This window comes from Shewanella sp. 6_MG-2023 (assembly GCF_030547195.1).
Classification (GTDB): Bacteria; Pseudomonadota; Gammaproteobacteria; order Enterobacterales; family Shewanellaceae; genus Shewanella.
Map to the genome: position 1 here is coordinate 137,960 of NZ_JAUOQU010000004.1, position 17,807 is coordinate 155,766.

The 17,807-nt window shown below is 42.4% G+C and carries 9 protein-coding genes and 1 pseudogene; all 10 read right to left on the minus strand.

Annotated features, from left to right (window positions below; all coding sequences use genetic code 11):
• Positions 1-982: 982 nt before the first annotated feature.
• The 10 genes and pseudogenes from Q4533_RS04015 to Q4533_RS04060 all read right to left on the minus strand — a co-directional run bounded on the left by Q4533_RS04015 (position 983) and on the right by Q4533_RS04060 (position 17,644).
• Positions 983-4,651 (minus strand): hypothetical protein, encoded by a 3,669-nt coding sequence (locus tag Q4533_RS04015; RefSeq protein WP_303501968.1) that lies wholly within the window; start codon positions 4,649-4,651, stop codon positions 983-985.
• 28 nt (positions 4,652-4,679) lie between these two features.
• On the minus strand, positions 4,680-5,234 hold the full coding sequence (locus Q4533_RS04020) for a curlin (protein WP_303410032.1): 555 nt from the start codon (positions 5,232-5,234) through the stop codon (positions 4,680-4,682).
• Between the two features lie 171 nt (positions 5,235-5,405).
• Positions 5,406-7,280 (minus strand): bifunctional protein-serine/threonine kinase/phosphatase, encoded by a 1,875-nt coding sequence (locus tag Q4533_RS04025; protein ID WP_303501971.1) that lies wholly within the window; start codon positions 7,278-7,280, stop codon positions 5,406-5,408.
• Between the two features lie 72 nt (positions 7,281-7,352).
• Positions 7,353-8,818, minus strand: a pseudogene (locus tag Q4533_RS04030) (NarK family nitrate/nitrite MFS transporter).
• A gap of 13 nt (positions 8,819-8,831) precedes the next feature.
• Positions 8,832-9,155: a nitrite reductase small subunit NirD gene (gene nirD / locus Q4533_RS04035; protein WP_303410036.1), complete on the minus strand. Its 324-nt coding sequence runs from the start codon at positions 9,153-9,155 to the stop codon at positions 8,832-8,834.
• Positions 9,152-11,767 (minus strand): nitrite reductase large subunit NirB, encoded by a 2,616-nt coding sequence (gene nirB / locus Q4533_RS04040; protein ID WP_102476411.1) that lies wholly within the window; start codon positions 11,765-11,767, stop codon positions 9,152-9,154. Before nirB ends, nirD begins: the two co-directional genes overlap by 4 nt.
• Before the next feature lie 398 nt (positions 11,768-12,165).
• Positions 12,166-12,810 carry an ANTAR domain-containing response regulator gene (locus Q4533_RS04045; protein ID WP_102476412.1) on the minus strand — a complete coding sequence of 215 codons (645 nt, stop codon included), beginning with the start codon at positions 12,808-12,810 and terminating at the stop codon, positions 12,166-12,168.
• A 4-nt stretch (positions 12,811-12,814) separates the two neighbouring features.
• Positions 12,815-13,990, minus strand: a complete 1,176-nt coding sequence (locus Q4533_RS04050) for a glycosyl transferase (RefSeq protein WP_102476413.1) — start codon at positions 13,988-13,990, stop codon at positions 12,815-12,817.
• Positions 13,983-14,840 carry a uroporphyrinogen-III C-methyltransferase gene (gene cobA, locus Q4533_RS04055; RefSeq protein ID WP_303501973.1) on the minus strand — a complete coding sequence of 286 codons (858 nt, stop codon included), beginning with the start codon at positions 14,838-14,840 and terminating at the stop codon, positions 13,983-13,985. Before cobA ends, Q4533_RS04050 begins: the two co-directional genes overlap by 8 nt.
• Positions 14,840-17,644, minus strand: a complete 2,805-nt coding sequence (locus Q4533_RS04060) for a nitrate reductase (RefSeq protein ID WP_102531571.1) — start codon at positions 17,642-17,644, stop codon at positions 14,840-14,842. The genes cobA and Q4533_RS04060 overlap by 1 nt, the downstream gene beginning before the upstream one ends.
• Positions 17,645-17,807: the final 163 nt, after the last annotated feature.

A 17,807-nucleotide genomic window follows, 5' to 3' on the forward strand; every position in this document is an offset into this window, starting at 1 on the left:
TAGCGCCATAGTGACTTGTATCTGCAATACTGACTGTGCAGTGATGGCTTATCTATGCTATCGCTGTATTATTTCTGGCGTTATCAATATTCGCAGAACCGCAGCCTTAAGCCTCATCCATTGCGACCAGGTTTCTACGGGGTTACGGCGACCTCTTAGCCCTGAGCTTTTTCGCCATCAGATTAAGGCCTAAGCTCGATTATTATCCTCTAATTTAATCAATAATAATGACGCTATACAAATAGAGCGCTAGGCTGACCAGCATCGATCTGATTTGATAAACCGACTTGATAAACAGGCTAATAAACAGGCTGATAAACAGAAATAATCCCCTTGAAACCAAACTGATCTACATATGTGCCATTACCAGCTTATTTCTGGAAAATATCAGCCAAATGGCCCATTTAAATTTGATTAATCCATGTAAAAGGGGGGATGCTGAAAGGACGCGATGAAAAAATTTATCAATAATAAGCATCATTACGGGCTTCACAACTCTGATTTATTGTCGCGCTAGCAATATACATTTCAGCTTGAAAACTATCGAGCACTGATTGATCGCAGCTAACGCTCCATTAGCACTTTTCTTGCGGATTTTGCTATATGGCTAGCTTTCGATAGATTTACCGTTGGCGTTTATTAGCGCAAGTGCATTTACGCTACAGAGTTACTGATATATTGCAGCGGGGTTTTTACCATCCTTTTGTGTGATGGTTGCCGAAGAACCTAAGTACCTAAGTACCTAAGTACCTAAGTATCTAAGTATCTAAGTACCTTGCAGGACAATATCTGCAGTGTTTATTGAACCATCATGGTCAATTATTACAGTATTGCCTTCACTATTAAGCTGCTCAGCCACTGCTATTTCTTTTATCTGCATTTCAGCTAATAGTATGTACAGCTTCGATCTCTAACATCATTTAAGAGGCCCGAATTAAGAGCGCCTTATTAAGAGGCTTATGCCTCTTAATAAGCGTATGAGCTACATACCAGATCCTTGGTTAATCGTTACAGAGTTACCATTTCCATTTATGCTTACATTTGCATTCTGCGCCATGTCTGTTTGTGTCACCGCGATAATATTCGCATTTCCACTTGCTGATACATGAGCGTAATGTTCATTACCGATTTGGATTATATCGATATCACTACCAACACCTTCACCATAATGAGCAACACCTGACGCTTCATTTAAATCACCAACTTGACTGATATATATGTCAGATTCCCCATATCTTGAAAATGCATGAGCATCATTGCCATTACCGATTTGATCAATAATCGCGCTACTTTCAAGAAAACTTTGAGCGGTACCTGAATTATCATTACCAATTTGAGTCACGCTGGCGATGCCGCCTCGGTCCCAAGAGCCTGCGTACCCTCTATTACCATTACCATGTTGTATAATTAATGACTGACTATTGCGACTTGAATTAGCTGTAGCTTCAGCGGAAATCGCTCGGGCGACATTATTATCACCTAATTGCTCAACCTCTACTGTAAGGCCCGTAGTCACATTAAATTGAAAAAAATCGACCATATTTGAATTACCCACTTGAACAATATTTATGGATTCATTGATACCGACTTGTTCCACTACTGCCGTATTACCCATGCCGACCACAGAACCGCTTTGATTAATTGATACAGTATTGTCCATGTTAGCTTGGGTAACATTGGCTATATTGCTGGCATCATCTTGAATGATTAATGCCGTGTTATTGATCCCAGTTTGTTCGATATCGGTGTGGTTTTCTGTGCCCGTTTGAGTGATGACAGCATCTGAAGATAAACCGATTTGACTAATAAAGGCGTTATGGCGCTCACCGGTTTGGGTTATCACTGCGACGGTGTCTTCAGTGACAGAGTCACTTAAATCACCCGTTTGTTGGAAAACCTCTGCTGAATTGTCCATCCCCGCTTGGGTTATGGTGGCAGATGCGCCATCGGAATTATCTTGGTTAATATAAGCATCATTACCGCTGCCAATCGATTGATTAATGGTGGCATAGGCAAAGTCTGACACATAGTTTCTGATTTCGGCATTATCGCCATTACCCGTTTGATTAATGGTAGATAGCGCGCCATCGGCATTATTTTGCATGACTTTAGCACTATTACTATCACCCAGCTGATTCACCGATGCGGTCGCATTTAAGCCATTATAATATTGCTGCTCGATTTCAGCGCTATTACCGTTACCTTCGGAGTTTATTACTGCCGATGCAGTTTGTGTTGAATGATGCTGGTCAATTTTAGCGTGGTTTTCATCACCCTTTTGAGTAATGGTTGCAGAAGATTCAGAGGTATTTTGCTGAACAATATCAGCCCTGTTTAATGAACCATCTTGATCGACTATCGAAGTGTTAGCGTACCCATACGATGACACAACAGCTAAATTGTCCATCTTATTTTGAATAATTGAAGCATTATTACCACCATCAACCCCATTTTGATGACTTAGGTTTGCAATAATATTGTTATCTTTTCCAACTTGACTAATAATTATTTCATCAGCCAATCCGTAAGTACGAGCAATTGCATAGTTACTTACACCCACTTGCTCAATATTAGCATTAGAGCGATAAGCACCAGTAAAAGCCCATGCAACGTTATCATCACCTTGTTGATTTATACCCGCCGTACTTCCATCATACCAGCTTTGTGCTGTTGCTCGATTTCCCGTCCCATCTTGATAAACAGTTGAAATATCCCCTTCTCCATAAGTTAATGCCCTAGCAGTATTTGAAGCACCTAGCTGAGTAATGTCAATGCTACTATTTCCCCCAGAATAGGTGCGAGCAGTTGCTGTATGACTGCTACCCGTCTGCTCGACTGAAATATTGTTACCAGAATCTGAACCCCATAAGCTTGTTGCGGGCTGCAATACTGTCGCGGTATTCATTTCACCAGATTGGTCAACTGAAACCTTGTTATCTGCATTATGTTGCTCAACGTCGGCAAAATTCCCCTTACCAGCAGTTGAGCCACTTTGTGTAACAATCACTGAGCTATTTTCTCCATATAAACGTAACTTGACTCTATTATCTACATCACTTTGACTTACCGTTGATGTACTGTTTTCACCATATATGAACGCACTCACATCATTATCTTTATCACTTTGAGTCACTGTTCCGGTATTGTAATTTCCTCGCACAAAAAGGTCTGCAGTATTTTCCATACCGGATTGATCTAATATTGCTGAATTCTCGTTGCCAGAAGCGACAATATATGACCTGTTATAGATATCTTTTTGAGTAGCGAATACAAGGCTATTACTTCCACGAACCCCAAAGATGATAGAATGTTGACTGCCTACTTGGCTTATGTTCACAACTGCACCTGTTCTTTCCTCAGTAGCATCTATGCCTCCTTCAGCTAAATTAAATTCTCCATTTTGGCTGATTTGAACGTGGCTAGATATACCGGGTCCAGAAGTAGCATGCACATAATTTTCTTGGCCGACTTGCTCAACATCAATTGTACTTTCGCCATAACTTTGTGCAGTTGCAAAGTTATCATTACCTTGCTGAGTCATGCTGACAACTCCGCCGCTATCCCAAGTGTCAGCAAACCCTCGATTATCATTACCATATTGCTTAACCAGTGACTGGCTATTGAGGCTTGAAAGCCCCAAATCTTCTGCGGAGACGGTACTTGCTGAGTTTCTATCGCCGATTTGCTCAATATCAACAAGGTTACCTACGGTTGAATGGTATTGAAGAGCCTCTGCAATGTTTGAGTTACCCACTTGGACAATATTGATGGTTTCATTAATGCCGTTTTGTTGCACCATTGCCGTATTACCCATACCGACCAAAGAGCCACTCTGATTAATTGATACAGCATTGTCCATGTTAGCTTGGGTTACATTGGCTATATTGCTAGCATCATCTTGAATGATTAATGCCGTGTTATTGATGCCAGTTTGTTCGATATCGGTGTGGTTTTCTGTGCCCGTTTGAGTGATGACAGCATCTGAAGATAAACCGATTTGACTAATAAAGGCGTTATGGCGCTCACCCGTTTGGGTTATCACTGCGACGGTGTCTTCAGTGACAGAGTCACTTAAATCACCCGTTTGTTGGAAAATCTCTGCTGAATTGTCCATCCCCGCTTGGGTTATGGTGGCAGATGCGCCATCGGAATTATCTTGATTAATATAAGCATCATTACCGCTGCCAATCGATTGATTAATAGTGGCATCGGCAAAGTCTGACACATAGTTTCTGATTTCGGCACTATCGCCATTACCCGTTTGATTAATGGTAGATAGCGCGCCATCAGCATTATTTTGCATGACTTTAGCACTATTACTATCACCCAGCTGATTCACCGTCGCGGTTGCATTTAAGCCATTATAATATTGCTGCTCGATTTCAGCGCTATTACCGTTACCTTCGGAGTTTATTACTGCCGATGCAGTTTCTGTTGAATGATGCTGATCAATTTCAGCGTGGTTTTCATCACCTTTTTGAATGATGGTTGCTGAAGATTCAGAGGTATCTTGTTGGGCAATATCTGCGGTATTTAATGAACCATCTTGATCAATGATCGCTGTATTACCTTCCGTATTACTGTCACTGGCAAATGCGCTAGCTAAACCCAAGGTTGCTGTAATCAATATCGCTATATATGTTTGTTTCATCGTGGTATTTCCTTTTACGCTTTGTTTGTTACTTTCCTTGGGTTATGGCAACATCTTGCCCATTACCCCATTGCAGCACGCCTACGGCAAGGCCTGAACCATACTGTTTTATGCCAATTGAATTATCGAATCCGCTTTGTTTTATCAACGCCACGTTTGCAGTGCCTGTTTGCATAATATCCACATAAAGGTTGTCACCATCTTGATATGACACCAGCACATTACCGGCCCCCATCTGCAAAATTTCAGCTTCGATATTGGCACCAGACTGATAAACAGCAGAATATTGTTGCGACCCTTGTTGGTTAACTTGAATGGAATTAGTGTGCCCCAATTGTTGAGCATAAAGTTGGTGGCCAACACCTGATTGATCCAGTGTTAAATCATGATCAAAACCATCTTGGCTCACTTGAGTCGTATTTGTTAAGCCAGAAAGCTCATTAAAGTGACTCAAATCTGGCTGACTATAGCTCGGTAGGCTCACGAGGTTCATCACCAAAAATAGTAACGCGGCGAATATAGTAGAATGTGTTCTGGGGCGGTTTTTTCGATGAGTTGTTATTATTGGCGGGTGCATATCCATGCTTCATATCCTTATTAGAATGAAAGACGTTATTCTTTCAATACCTTCATAATAAGAGTATGGACTGACTATTTTTTGTTCGAATCATCCCCTAGTATTAAAATCTTACCAGGAGTTAAAATCAAAACTTTAGGACGATAAAAAGAGGAGAAACAATGCTGGCTGAGTCATTTATTTAAATAATAAATACATCGACCAAAGAAATAATGTCACGCTCAGCGTTTGCCAAAACTTAATGGGATTACGCTGAATAAACGGAATAGACGTTTTTGACGTGGTTGAGGCAGGAGTCGTTAACGCATGTAAAAATTCACTACTATCGGCAAAACGACAAGCGGGTTCTATTGCTAATGCTTTTTCTAATGCTTTATCCATCCACTCAGGCACCATAGGGTTGGTTGCATAAACAGGAATATTAACCAGTTTTTCAAAATCTTTTCGAGTTAAGCATTTACCTAATTGACCTTTAAAAGGTTGTTCACCGGCCAACATCTCATAAGCGATAACAGCAAAAGAGAATAAATCGGCACGGCCATCAGATTGATAACCCAGTATGACTTCAGGCGCAGTATAATCTGCGGTGCCCAGAATGGTATCGCGTTTGAGCGGGGTGGTGATTTCAGCAATACCTTTAATGTAACAGGCGCCAAAATCGATAATTTTAACAATCCCCTCTCGAGTGATAAAAATATTGTCCGGCTTTAAATCTTGATGCAGGGTTTCTTTACTATGAAAAGCGCGAATACCCGCCTCAACTTGTTTTAAAAGCTGCAAAACATCTTCAACCGGGCCGCGTTGATGTTGCGTCATCCAATCTGCTAAGCTCAACCCTTGTAAATAATCAGTGAGATAATACAGCGCTGACTTTGGCACCTGATGGTCGACAACGTTAACCACATGAACACTGTTTATTCTGTGCCCTATCCAGCTTTCAAGCATAAAACGCTCAATATAAGCCCCGTCATCAATGTAATTTACCGACGGCGTTTTCATGCATTTTTCAATACCTTGCTTGTCTTTTACCACATAAACTTGGCTGCGCTGACTTTGATGAATAATCCCCGTCACTTCATAGCCATCTAACTTCATCCCTACTGATAGTGGCGGCGGAAAAGGTCGGCTGGCGAGTTTATGATAAACATCGTCAATAGCTTGGGTTGGCAGCTGTGAGATTGAAATTAACTGCGCACTGAGGTTATCTTGGCTGTCTAACAGATAGGCTTTATCGACCAGTTTTTGACAAAATGCTTCACATAATTCATCGGTAATTTCAGCATGGCTTTGTTGTAGATGAATCAACATTTTTGACAATTCATGATCGGTCACCACATCATGGATACCATCCGTCGTCAGTAAATACATGTCATCTAAAGCAAGGTTAACCTGCTTATAATCAACATCTAACTTTACATCCATGCCAATAGCACGGGTAAGGTAACTGGAAAATTGATTAACTGAAGTGCTGTGATCACGACTTACCTTCATTAACTCACCATCGCGAAAACGATAAATTCGTGAGTCACCAACATGCAGCATATGCGCCGAGCAAGACTTGAAAACCAATGCACTAAATGTACACACATAGCCTTTTCTGGCATCGCGATAATCTTGCCCTAAGCCATACAACCACCTATTTAACGCCGTAAGAACACGGGTACTGGATGTTTGAACGCTCCAGGATTCTGGCGTTGAATAGTAATCAGCGATGAAGTTACTCACACTGATGGCAGAGGCTTTAGCACCACCTTCAGCTGCGCTAACCCCATCGCTGATAACACTCACAATACCTTTGGTGGTTAACATTAAACCTGAAGGAATTTTAATGCCTATAGCATCTTCATTTTCCGCTTTTCTGCCTTTATCTGAGACTTGACCCGCCTTTACTTCCAACACACCCGATATAGGCAGTTGGTCTTGGGTTCTATTTTCTTCATGCAGCTTTACATTAGATTCAGTCTTAAGTTCAGACCCTAATTTAGACTCAAAATTAGCATTAATCACCCAATGTCCACCTTTTAATAAAAACGACAACACCGCTAAATTCATTAGCGGTGTTTTCAGGGTTAGTAACAATAGCGTTTAGCATTATTTATATTAAGTCATAACCAATAATATAAACTAGTTAACGCTAATCAAGGTAACTTCACCTTCTTCATTCACCTCAGCGATATGGCCTTTGGGTTCAGTCATGAAGAATAAAGTAATAAACCCTAGCACCGCACTGACAGCAATAACATTAAAGAACACGGGTGTCGGTACCATAGAGTAGACCGTTAAAAAGAACACCGCGCCGACATTACCATAAGCACCTGTCATGCCTGCTATTTGCCCTGTTAATCGACGTTTAATCAGTGGCACTGCAGCAAACACAGCACCTTCACCGCCTTGAACGAAGAATGAACACGCCATTACCACCACAATAGCTAAAGGTAATGACCAAGTACCATCAATGTGGCTTACGGCGAAGTAACCAACAGCTAGACCGGCAGTTAAAATCATCAATGTTGTCTTACGGCCAAACTTATCACTTAACCAACCGCCGCCAGGACGAGACATTAAGTTCATAAAGGCATAACTTGAGGCAACCATACCCGCTTGCGCCATCCCTAAATCAAATGTTTCAGCAAAAAACAGTGGCAACATTGATACTACGGCGAGTTCTGATCCAAACGTCGTAAAATAAAGCACATTAAGTACAGCCACCTGTTTAAACTTATAACGCTCAAACTCAGGCACTTCTTTCACAAAAATATCTTTATTCACTTCATAGGTTTTATAAACATCAAAAATGAAAATTAGCACTAATGAAACATAAATGATGTAAGTCATTTGTTGCTCAAGCATGCTCACGCCTGCTGGAGATAACTTCCATGCCAGTAATGCAAGCGTGGCATACATCGGGATCTTCATAAAAATCAGCAGTGCGAAATCACCTTTACTGGTTACCTCTAAGCCACCCGCTTTTTTCGGTTTAAAGTAAGTCGAACCTTTTGGGGTATCGGTGACGTTAAAGTAATAAACAAAAGCAAATATGAAGCTCATTAAACCGGTAAGACCAATGGCATAACGCCAGCCATCTTCACCGCCAAAGTAAATGGCCACCGCAGGCAAAGTGAACGCTGAAGCTGCGCTACCAAAGTTGCCCCAACCGCCATAAATACCTTCGGCCGTGCCTAACTCTTTAGCTGGAAACCATTCACTGACAATACGAATACCAATAACAAAACCCGCACCAATAAAGCCAATCAGGAACCGAGCCATGGCTAATTGCTCAAATGAGTCGGCAACCGCGAACATAAAACAAGGTATGGAACAGACCCCCATTAATACTGAGTAAGTCAGTCTCGGGCCGTATTTGTCGGTCACCATACCGATAATAACCCGAGCTGGGATCGTTAACGCCACATTCAAAATAAGTAAGGTTTTGATTTGTGACTTTGTTAATCCTAAGCTGTCAGCAATAACACTGAGTAAAGGCGCGGCGTTAAACCACACCACAAAAGTGATAAAAAATGCTACCCAACTCAGGTCAAGACTTTCATCTTGCCCGAAAACGAAAATAGATTAAATTTCTGAGAACTCATACTGCACGTCCTTTTATTTAGCTAAAACCAATACCTGGCCTGCTTCTTTTTTAATTTCGTATGGCGAGGCAACCAAAGCATTGTCTTCAAGACAGATACCTGTTGCTAAGCTGTAGTGCTGTTTATATAGCGGAGAAGCAACACATAATTTACCTTCAACTTCGCAAATTAGCCCACGGGCTAACAAACTCACCCCTGTTGCAGGGTCAACATTATCGATGGCAAATAAACCGTGTTTGCCTAAATCAAAAATGGCAACGGCTTTACCTGCAACCCAGGCGGCGATACCAGTACCTTGCGGCAAAATGGACTCATTACATACATTCACCCAACTCATACCAACTCCTCCGCAATTTCTGATTCTAATTCTGATTCAATTTCTTTAATCGCAATGTTTCCTGCACCGGTAGACGACATAGCAGGAAAACGCTGCTGACGGGCGCGATGATACAGGTGTGTTTCACCTTCAGGCTGAGCATCAGGGTTAACGAACTCATTAAAACGGGCAAGATATTCAGGTTTTTCAAGACTGGTTTTCCACTCACATTGATAAGCCGCGACCACTTTGGCCATTTGACTATCAAGCTCTGCAGCAAGGCCTAAACTATCTTGTATCACCACCGACTGTAGATATGCTAAACCACCTTCAAGCGACTCCATCCACACTGAAGTGCGTTGTAATTTATCAGCGGTTTTAATATAAAACATCAGAACTCTGTCGATATATTTGACTAAGGTATCGGTATCTAAATCGGTAGCAAATAAATCACCATGACGTGGGCGCATACCGCCATTCCCAGCAACATATAAGTTCCAACCTTTATCGGTTGCGATAACACCAATATCTTTGCTTTGGGCTTCTGCGCATTCTCGAGTACAACCCGAGACAGCAAACTTAATTTTATGGGGCGCACGTAAGCCTTTATAGCGGTTCTCTAAATCAATGGCTGTAGACACAGAGTCTTGAACACCATAACGACACCAAGTGCTACCCACACAAGATTTAACCGTACGCAGCGATTTACCGTAGGCATGACCGGTTTCAAACCCGGCAGCAATTAATTTGCCCCAAATACTCGGTAACTCTGATAATTTTGCGCCAAATAAGTCGATTCGCTGACCACCAGTGATTTTGGTGTACAAGTCATATTCTTTGGCTACGGCGCCAATGGCAATTAAACCATCAGGGGTAATTTCACCACCTGCAATTCGCGGCACCACAGAGTAAGTACCATCTTTTTGTATATTGCCAAGATAGGCATCGTTAGTATCTTGCAACTGAACATGACTGCTCTCTTGGTTTAAAACATATTTATTCTGCAATGAAGCAAAAATTGACCCTGCTGCGGGCTTACAAATGTCACAACCAAACGTCGACCCAGCATTGGTACCAGCGTGTTTACCATGGCGAGTAATTAACGTCTCAAAGTCAGTAATGTTTTCAACTTGGCACAAGTGATACAAAGACTGTCTATCCTGTTCAAAATGCTCACAAATGCCAGTATTGCACTCAACCCCTTCTGCTACGAGCGCTTCATCCATGATTTTCTTCACCAATGGCGCGCAACCACCACAGCCAGATGCGGCTCGGGTGCAGGTCTTGATTTCAGCAATGGTATGATTGCCTTTGGTCACTGAAGTGGCGATATCAGCCTTAGTCACTTGATGACAAGAACAAACTATTGAGCTGTCTTTTAATTCAAGCGCCGTTTCATCACCCGTCATTAATAATTCAACCGCATTGCCTTCAATTGCATCTTGCGATAAATACAAATCCAGTAAACGGGCATAATCACTGTTATCGCCCACTAATACTGCGCCTTTAAGATATTGACCCGACTCATCTAACCACAGCTTTTTATATATGCCTGATTGATTGTCAGATAACTCCACAAATTGCGCATTGTCGAAACCGCGGCTTTCACCAATAGCGGCAACATCAACACCTAATAGCTTGAGTTTGGTGCTCATATCCGCACCAGTAAATGCCAATGATGGCGCAGGCGCCTTAGCAACTCCTGCCGCTAAATGCGACACAGCGACTCGCGCCATTTGATAACCTGGGGCAACTAGGCCAAAAATGCGGTTTTGCCATAATGCACATTCACCGATGGCATAAACATCGGGAGCTGAGGTTAAGCAGTTATCATCAATTGCAATGCCGCCGCGATCACCCATTTGCATACCGCTGCTTCTCGCTAATGCATCTTGAGGTCGAATACCGGCAGAAAACACAATCATGTCAGTTTCAAGAAAACTATCATCGTTGAATGTCATGCGGTGCTGTGCGCTCTCACCATCGATAATGGCGGTGGTGGCTTTAGAGGTATGTACTGATACACCTAAGTCATTAATTTTACTTTTAAGTAAGTCACCCGCTTTATCATTTAATTGTACTGGCATTAACTGTGGTGCAAATTCAACAACATGAGTTGTTACGCCAAGGGCCATTAATGCATTTGCCGCTTCAAGGCCTAATAAGCCGCCACCGACTACCACGCCAACTTTAGATTTTTTCGCCGCAGCTTCAATGTCTTGTAAATCTTCTATGGTGCGGTACACCACACAGCTTTCTCTATCGTTACCAGCAATAGGTGGGACAAATGGATAAGATCCTGTTGCAAGGACTAAACTGTCATAGGCTGTCGTTATGCCCGCTTCTGTGGTCACGGTTTTATTGGCGGTATCTAGCACGGTAATTCGGCTATCAAGGTGCAACTTTACCCCCCAATCTTGATAATCCTCAGCGCTAGTTAGCATCAATTCATCGGCACTACCGGTTTCAAAATATTTTGACAGTTGCACCCTATCGTATGCAGGTCGGGGCTCTTCACCAAACACTTCAATATCAAATTGCTGCTGCAACCCTTGACTACATAATTGCTCGATAAAGTGATGACCCACCATGCCATTACCTATTACTACCAGCTTGGATTTTGCATTTGCCATAGAAGGCTCCTTGAATTTTTGTTAAAGCCCTAAAAACAAAAAAGCGCCAGCCTCTGGGTTAACAGAGCTGGCGCCATTGCCAAAAGCCTTCAAATTTTAACTATAAACTGTTTAAACTACACTGTTATAGCGTCTCGATTAACGACGATTACGTGCACGCGCCATTGCATTTAGAAGTTAGAGATTCAAGCTACAGTTTGTCATGATGATAACGCTTGACCTAAACTCTTTATTTCCACGGTTATTTATTTACACAGCGATTTATTAATGCCAGCTAATGCTTCACACAACTTAATTGCTCACACGATCTAGCAAATACTAAGCATTGACTATGCCAACAAACATAAAATCGTAAGTCATTGTAAATATACAAAATAATGTATTAGCCTAAAAAGATACTAGGCTATACTGGTCACCACAGGCGCACTCGCACCAAATTGTTGCATTCGGTTCGTCCCTCTTTGATTTGCTTCAATTTGTTTTGCCGCTGCAATGATACTTTTTGCCATTTCAGCTACGGTTACCCCCTTGCTCATAGCCTGTTTTTGGATCAATTCATGCGCTACTTTTTCGCTAATACCCTGCAATTGCAGTAACGACTTGGCTTTTGACACCAGCTTCATCGCGACACATTTCTCATCTAATTGCTTCACTTTTTCGAGCATATTTGAAGCATTATCAAAGCGAATTTTTGCTAGGTTAACTAAAGAGCTTAAGCGTTTTGCTGACAGCTGCTCGGGTACGAAAGTCACCCTGCCACAAAGTAACAAACTGGCTAGATGATTTTCATCCCAATGCTGAGCATTCACAATAATGGGTAAAGCCGTATTCGATAACAAACGCTCAATAAATGCTTGCTGCAAGGGTTGTAACTCATTGGTTAGAAATACTAAACATGATCCGTTTCCTTTAAGCACATTTTGTTCTAGTTGGCTGAGGCTTGTTACTTCTACACATGCCTGAAACTGATTTAGTTGGATTTTATAATCTGTCAGCAATGCATTGTTATTAAATGATGGGTCACAATAGATATAATTAACCATATGCTTAACTCCTTACTGCATGACGAGTTGACGGAATAACGTTATTTTCAATATGTTGCCAAAGGGACGACCCCATGACATTTGAGTCTTGAATGACATATTTATTTCGCTCAAACCAGACTTTTTTGGCATGTTCTAAGGCATCATTAATAGCTAATCCTTTATTACATAGCACATTTACCAGCGCTATCGTGGCGGTGACACTGGCTATCGCTTGCTGTAATTGTGCCGTTGATAAATCGGCCTCAGCAATGTCTTCAGCCCGCCAAAGTTGCGCCAGTACAGCTGCAGACAAATCAGCTTGACCAAGCTTTGCCCCCACAAATGCCTCAAGTTGGGTAGGCAGATTAATCTCTGCAAAGTTAGCTTCATGTTGGCCATTAAAACGCAGTAAACCTACCCGAGTACTGACACGAGGGTTGATTTCTGTCTCCCCCTGCAGGCCTTTAAAAATAGCAATATCTGCCGCTTCTCTTTGGCAGCTATCCTTTGCCAAAAGCGCTGCCACTTGATGATGCAATTTATCTAATCCAGGATGAAAATAACTGCGTAGGCTAAATGCTGCATTACACGGGTTAACGCAGCGAACAGACATTTGAATAAAACTTCGTAAACCCAACTCTTGATGTAAAGCGCGGCAATCATTTAATACTGGAATAACATCTGCGCTGTTAAGGTAAATCAGCCCTGTTTTCGCTAACATTTCTGCGGCGGTTTCGGCGTTGTCACATTTAGGAATATCTAAAGCCGCAATATATGATTCAACATGACGACGATGAGGTAATGATTGACTATCTCCATGTAATACAATGGTTTTACCTTGTTTAGCCAGCATTTTTGCCGCTAATAATAACCAAGGTAACTGCTCGCGCTTACCGGCATATACCGGCCAATCAATATCTGCTTTAATAGTTTTCCACTGAGAAGAAACCAACTGCTTTAGCCCAGACGCTACACCAGCAAGTTCTTCAACTGACTCACCTCGCACTCGCATAAGCATCATCGCTGCCGCCATTTGCGCAGTAGAAATGTCACCACTTGCAAAACCTTTAATCAAGTAAGCGGCTTCAGCAAAATTCAAACTGCGGCTACCTTTAACCCCTTTGCCCATTGCTTTGATGAGCTTACGGCTATCAAAATCAGCGGCATTAAGCATATCTTGCGTTTGTTGCTCAACCATAAGCCACCTCCACAAAATCTGTTGGCTTGGCTTTTATATCAGACAATAAGCCAGCTAATTCTTGACCCACTGCAACCACTTCACCAATGATGATTAAGGTTGGGCCACTGTCTTTAATTAATGTCGCTTGCTTGGCCATATTGCTAACATTGCCATAAGTGATTAACTGATTAGGTCTGCCGCCATTGGTGACAAGTGCCACGGGTAAGTTTGCCTCAGCTTTAACAGACATAAGTCCTGCTGAAATTGCTGCTGCTTGCTCCTTGCCCATGTAAAAAACTAAGGTAGATTGTGCTTCTAATAAGCCTTTCCAATGAGTTGGAGCCTGATCTAGCCCATCATTTGTAATGCGGGTACCAGTGACTAACGTGACTGAACGAGCCATGCCGCGGTACGTTAGCGGAATACCTGTGGTTGAGGCGCAGCCTAAAGCTGCTGTAATACCAGGGGTAAATCGGCTAGCGATCCCTAATTTAGCAAGATACAGAGACTCTTCAGCCCCGCGCCCAAAAATATGCGGATCGCCACCTTTTAAACGTACAACTTTGAGTCCTTGTGTGGCAAGCTTTGCTAGTAAAGCGTTTATATCATCTTGCTTATAACTTGGCTGACCACAACGTTTACCCACAAAGTGGCGCTGACAATCTGCAGAGACTAATGAAAGAATATCGCTGCTGACCAAGCTGTCATAAACCAGCGCCTCAGCTTGAGACACTATTCTGGCGGCTTTAATGGTCATTAAATCTAATTGCCCGCAACCTGCACCGACAATTTCGACATCACCCGAAATCAAATCATTATTAGCGGCTGCGCTATTAAAGTTAATTAGCTTATTCAATGTATGACTCATTACGCCACCTCCTCTTGGGCTGATTTACGTTCTTGCTCTGACAACTCAGTCGTTATCTCAGCTAAAGCAATATGCCAAATATCATTGGCACATTGACCCACTTCACTGTGGCAGCTACCACATTGTCTGCCGCAGCCTAGCTCTGTTTGGGTTTCATCTAACGCCTTATCAAAATCTGCTTGTGTGATATCAGTGTTAATCGCTGTGGCGCTAGTAAAATCAGATGCTAAAGCACGTTTACTGAATACTGCATTATCAAGTTTTTGCAGCATGGCATATTCAATATTGGCTTGTGTGACACCGGTACAGGCACAAATTAGTGGGCTGTTACCAGCTTTAATCAGCTGATGTAATTGACGCATTAATGCAACATCTACTGTTTGACCAATAAGCAAATTCATCGCTTCAAGGGAAACAGCGACCTTTGTGCGACTTAACAGTTTCAGTGATACCAACAAGCCGTTACTGATATTGCAATGCACATGGATAATTTGCTGACTAGCAAGGGAAATTGTCCATTTTAAAGCGTGTACCGTTGACTGATAAGCAAATGCTGCATCTGTATTTTCAAAACCGATGTGATAACAACTGCCAGTGGTTAATGTTTGCTGAACATTCCAGTTCAGGCCTTGCATGTGTGGATCATGCAGACCAAAAACGATCCCTTGCAATGTCACAGCAACTTTAGTTAACGACACGGGTTGGCATTTAAACGCTGGCTGTTTTGAGTAAGGGTCAAACTGACTATCAAGTGGGGTATTAACGCCCTTACCTAACGAGAACTGCTCAGACCAATGCATTGACATAAACCCCAAGTCTGGCGCTTGGGAGTCATCTGCAACCACTCTTGCCACGGCAAAATTGGTTATTGATAAATTAGGGGCAGCAAAAGTTACCAAGTCGTCTTCAATTAATTTTAATTGCGCTAAAGTCGAAGGATGAACAGCAATAACAGGCTCTGGGATACTGGCTCTAAGCGCCGCAATATGACCTGTGCGGGTCATGGTGTGCCATTGATCTCGGCTGCGACCACTGTTTAAGCGTACTTGCCCAGCTGGCAAAGGGGCTATTTGGCAATCTGCAGTGGTTTCAATAAATTGCGCTTTTGATGATGCGGTGGCGAATATGCCATCGGCAAACAATCTTTGCTTATTGCCCCCTATGGCACCATGGTTAGCAGCAGGCCACTGCGTCGGTAGTAACTCATCATATTGCTCATCCGTTAAATCAGCCAAACCGCTTAAATCAAACTGCTTGCCTGGAAAAGATTGCTTTACAAGCTTAGATAACTGGGCAAATTCTTTAAAAACGGCAGCACTGTTTTTAAAGCTAAAACTTTGTTCAAAACCCATCGCTTTTGCGACTTCTGCCAAGGCCCACCAATCAGCTTTTGCAGTGCCTTTAGCTTGTATAAAGCCACGTTGGCGGCTAATCACTCGCTCACTGTTAGTGACAGTGCCACATTTTTCAGACCAACCCTGTGCAGGTAATAACACATCGGCTAATTGCGCAGTCGCAGAGTCTTGTGTTATCTCAGACACCACCACAAAAGGACAGGTTTCTAATGCCGCAGTTATTTTTGCAGTATTAGGCAATGACACCACTGGATTAGTGCCCATAATCCACACCGCTTTAATTGTTCCATCTGCCATAGCATCAAATAATTCAACGGCTGTGAGACCCTTATCAGTCGCGATCACCTCAGACTGCCAAAAATCTCCTAACACTTGACGCTCCGGCTCAGAAAACCCCATATGACAAGCAAGTTGTGTCGCTAAACCGCCCACTTCACGCCCACCCATGGCATTCGGTTGGCCTGTAAGTGAAAAGAAACCACAACCTTCCTTACCAACCTGACCAAGAGCTAAGTGACAATTGATTATCGCATTGCTAGTGTCAGTGCCTGCAATAGATTGGTTTACCCCTTGGCAGCTAGCTGTCATGACTTTTGCGTGAGAGATAAATAACTGATAGAAATCCTGCAACTGAGCAATAGGCACTAATAACGCTTGGGCAAGTGTTTCAACATCAGTGGCTTGACTGGCAACGTGTGCTAAGGTTTGAGTGAAGTTTTCAGTGTGCGCATCAATATATGGCTGATTTAACGCTTCATTTTTGGCAATGAAATTCAGTAAGCCATTAAATAATAACGTATCTGTCCCCGGCGCGATTTGAAGATGTAAGTCTGCTTGGCTTGCCGTAGCAGTTTTAGCTGGGTCAATTACGACAATTTTAGTGCCATAACGCTGGCGGGCTTTAATCATCCGCTGAAATAAAACCGGATGGGTCCACGCTGCGTTTGAACCCACGAGTACTATTACTTGTGCCTGTTCAAAATCGTCATAACAACCCGCTACAACATCCTCTCCATATGCGCGCATGTGCGCACTTACAGCAGAAGACATACAAAGGCGTGAATTGGTATCAACATTCGCCGTGCCAATAAAGCCTTTGGCCAATTTATTAGCCACATAGTAATCTTCAGTTAAAAGTTGCCCTGATAAATAAAATGCAACTGAGTCTGGTCCATATTGCGCAATAGTTTGTTTAAAGGTGTCAGCAATTGTCGTGATAGCTTCAGGCCAAGCAACTGACTTACCAGACTTATATTTGGGATAACGTAAACTATTTGGCTGGACTAAGCTTTCTAATAAACGCTCACCTTTGGCACATAACTGACCTTTATTGGCTGGGTGAGTACGATCACCTTCAAGCTCAAATCCAATGTCGTTAAGACTGCTAGGGGTTACACTTATTCCGCAGCCGACGCCGCAATAAGCACAACTAGATTGGATATTAGACATGCAACTTCCCTTCACTGACTCAAATTCAATGACAATAACGTCGCAAATCTCGTGCCAATTGCTAACTTAATGATTTACAAACCGTTTACAAATAAGGCAAATTTAAAATCGCTACTTTTGTTCAACAAAAGTGCACCAAGCCGCACCAATAACGCACATGTCG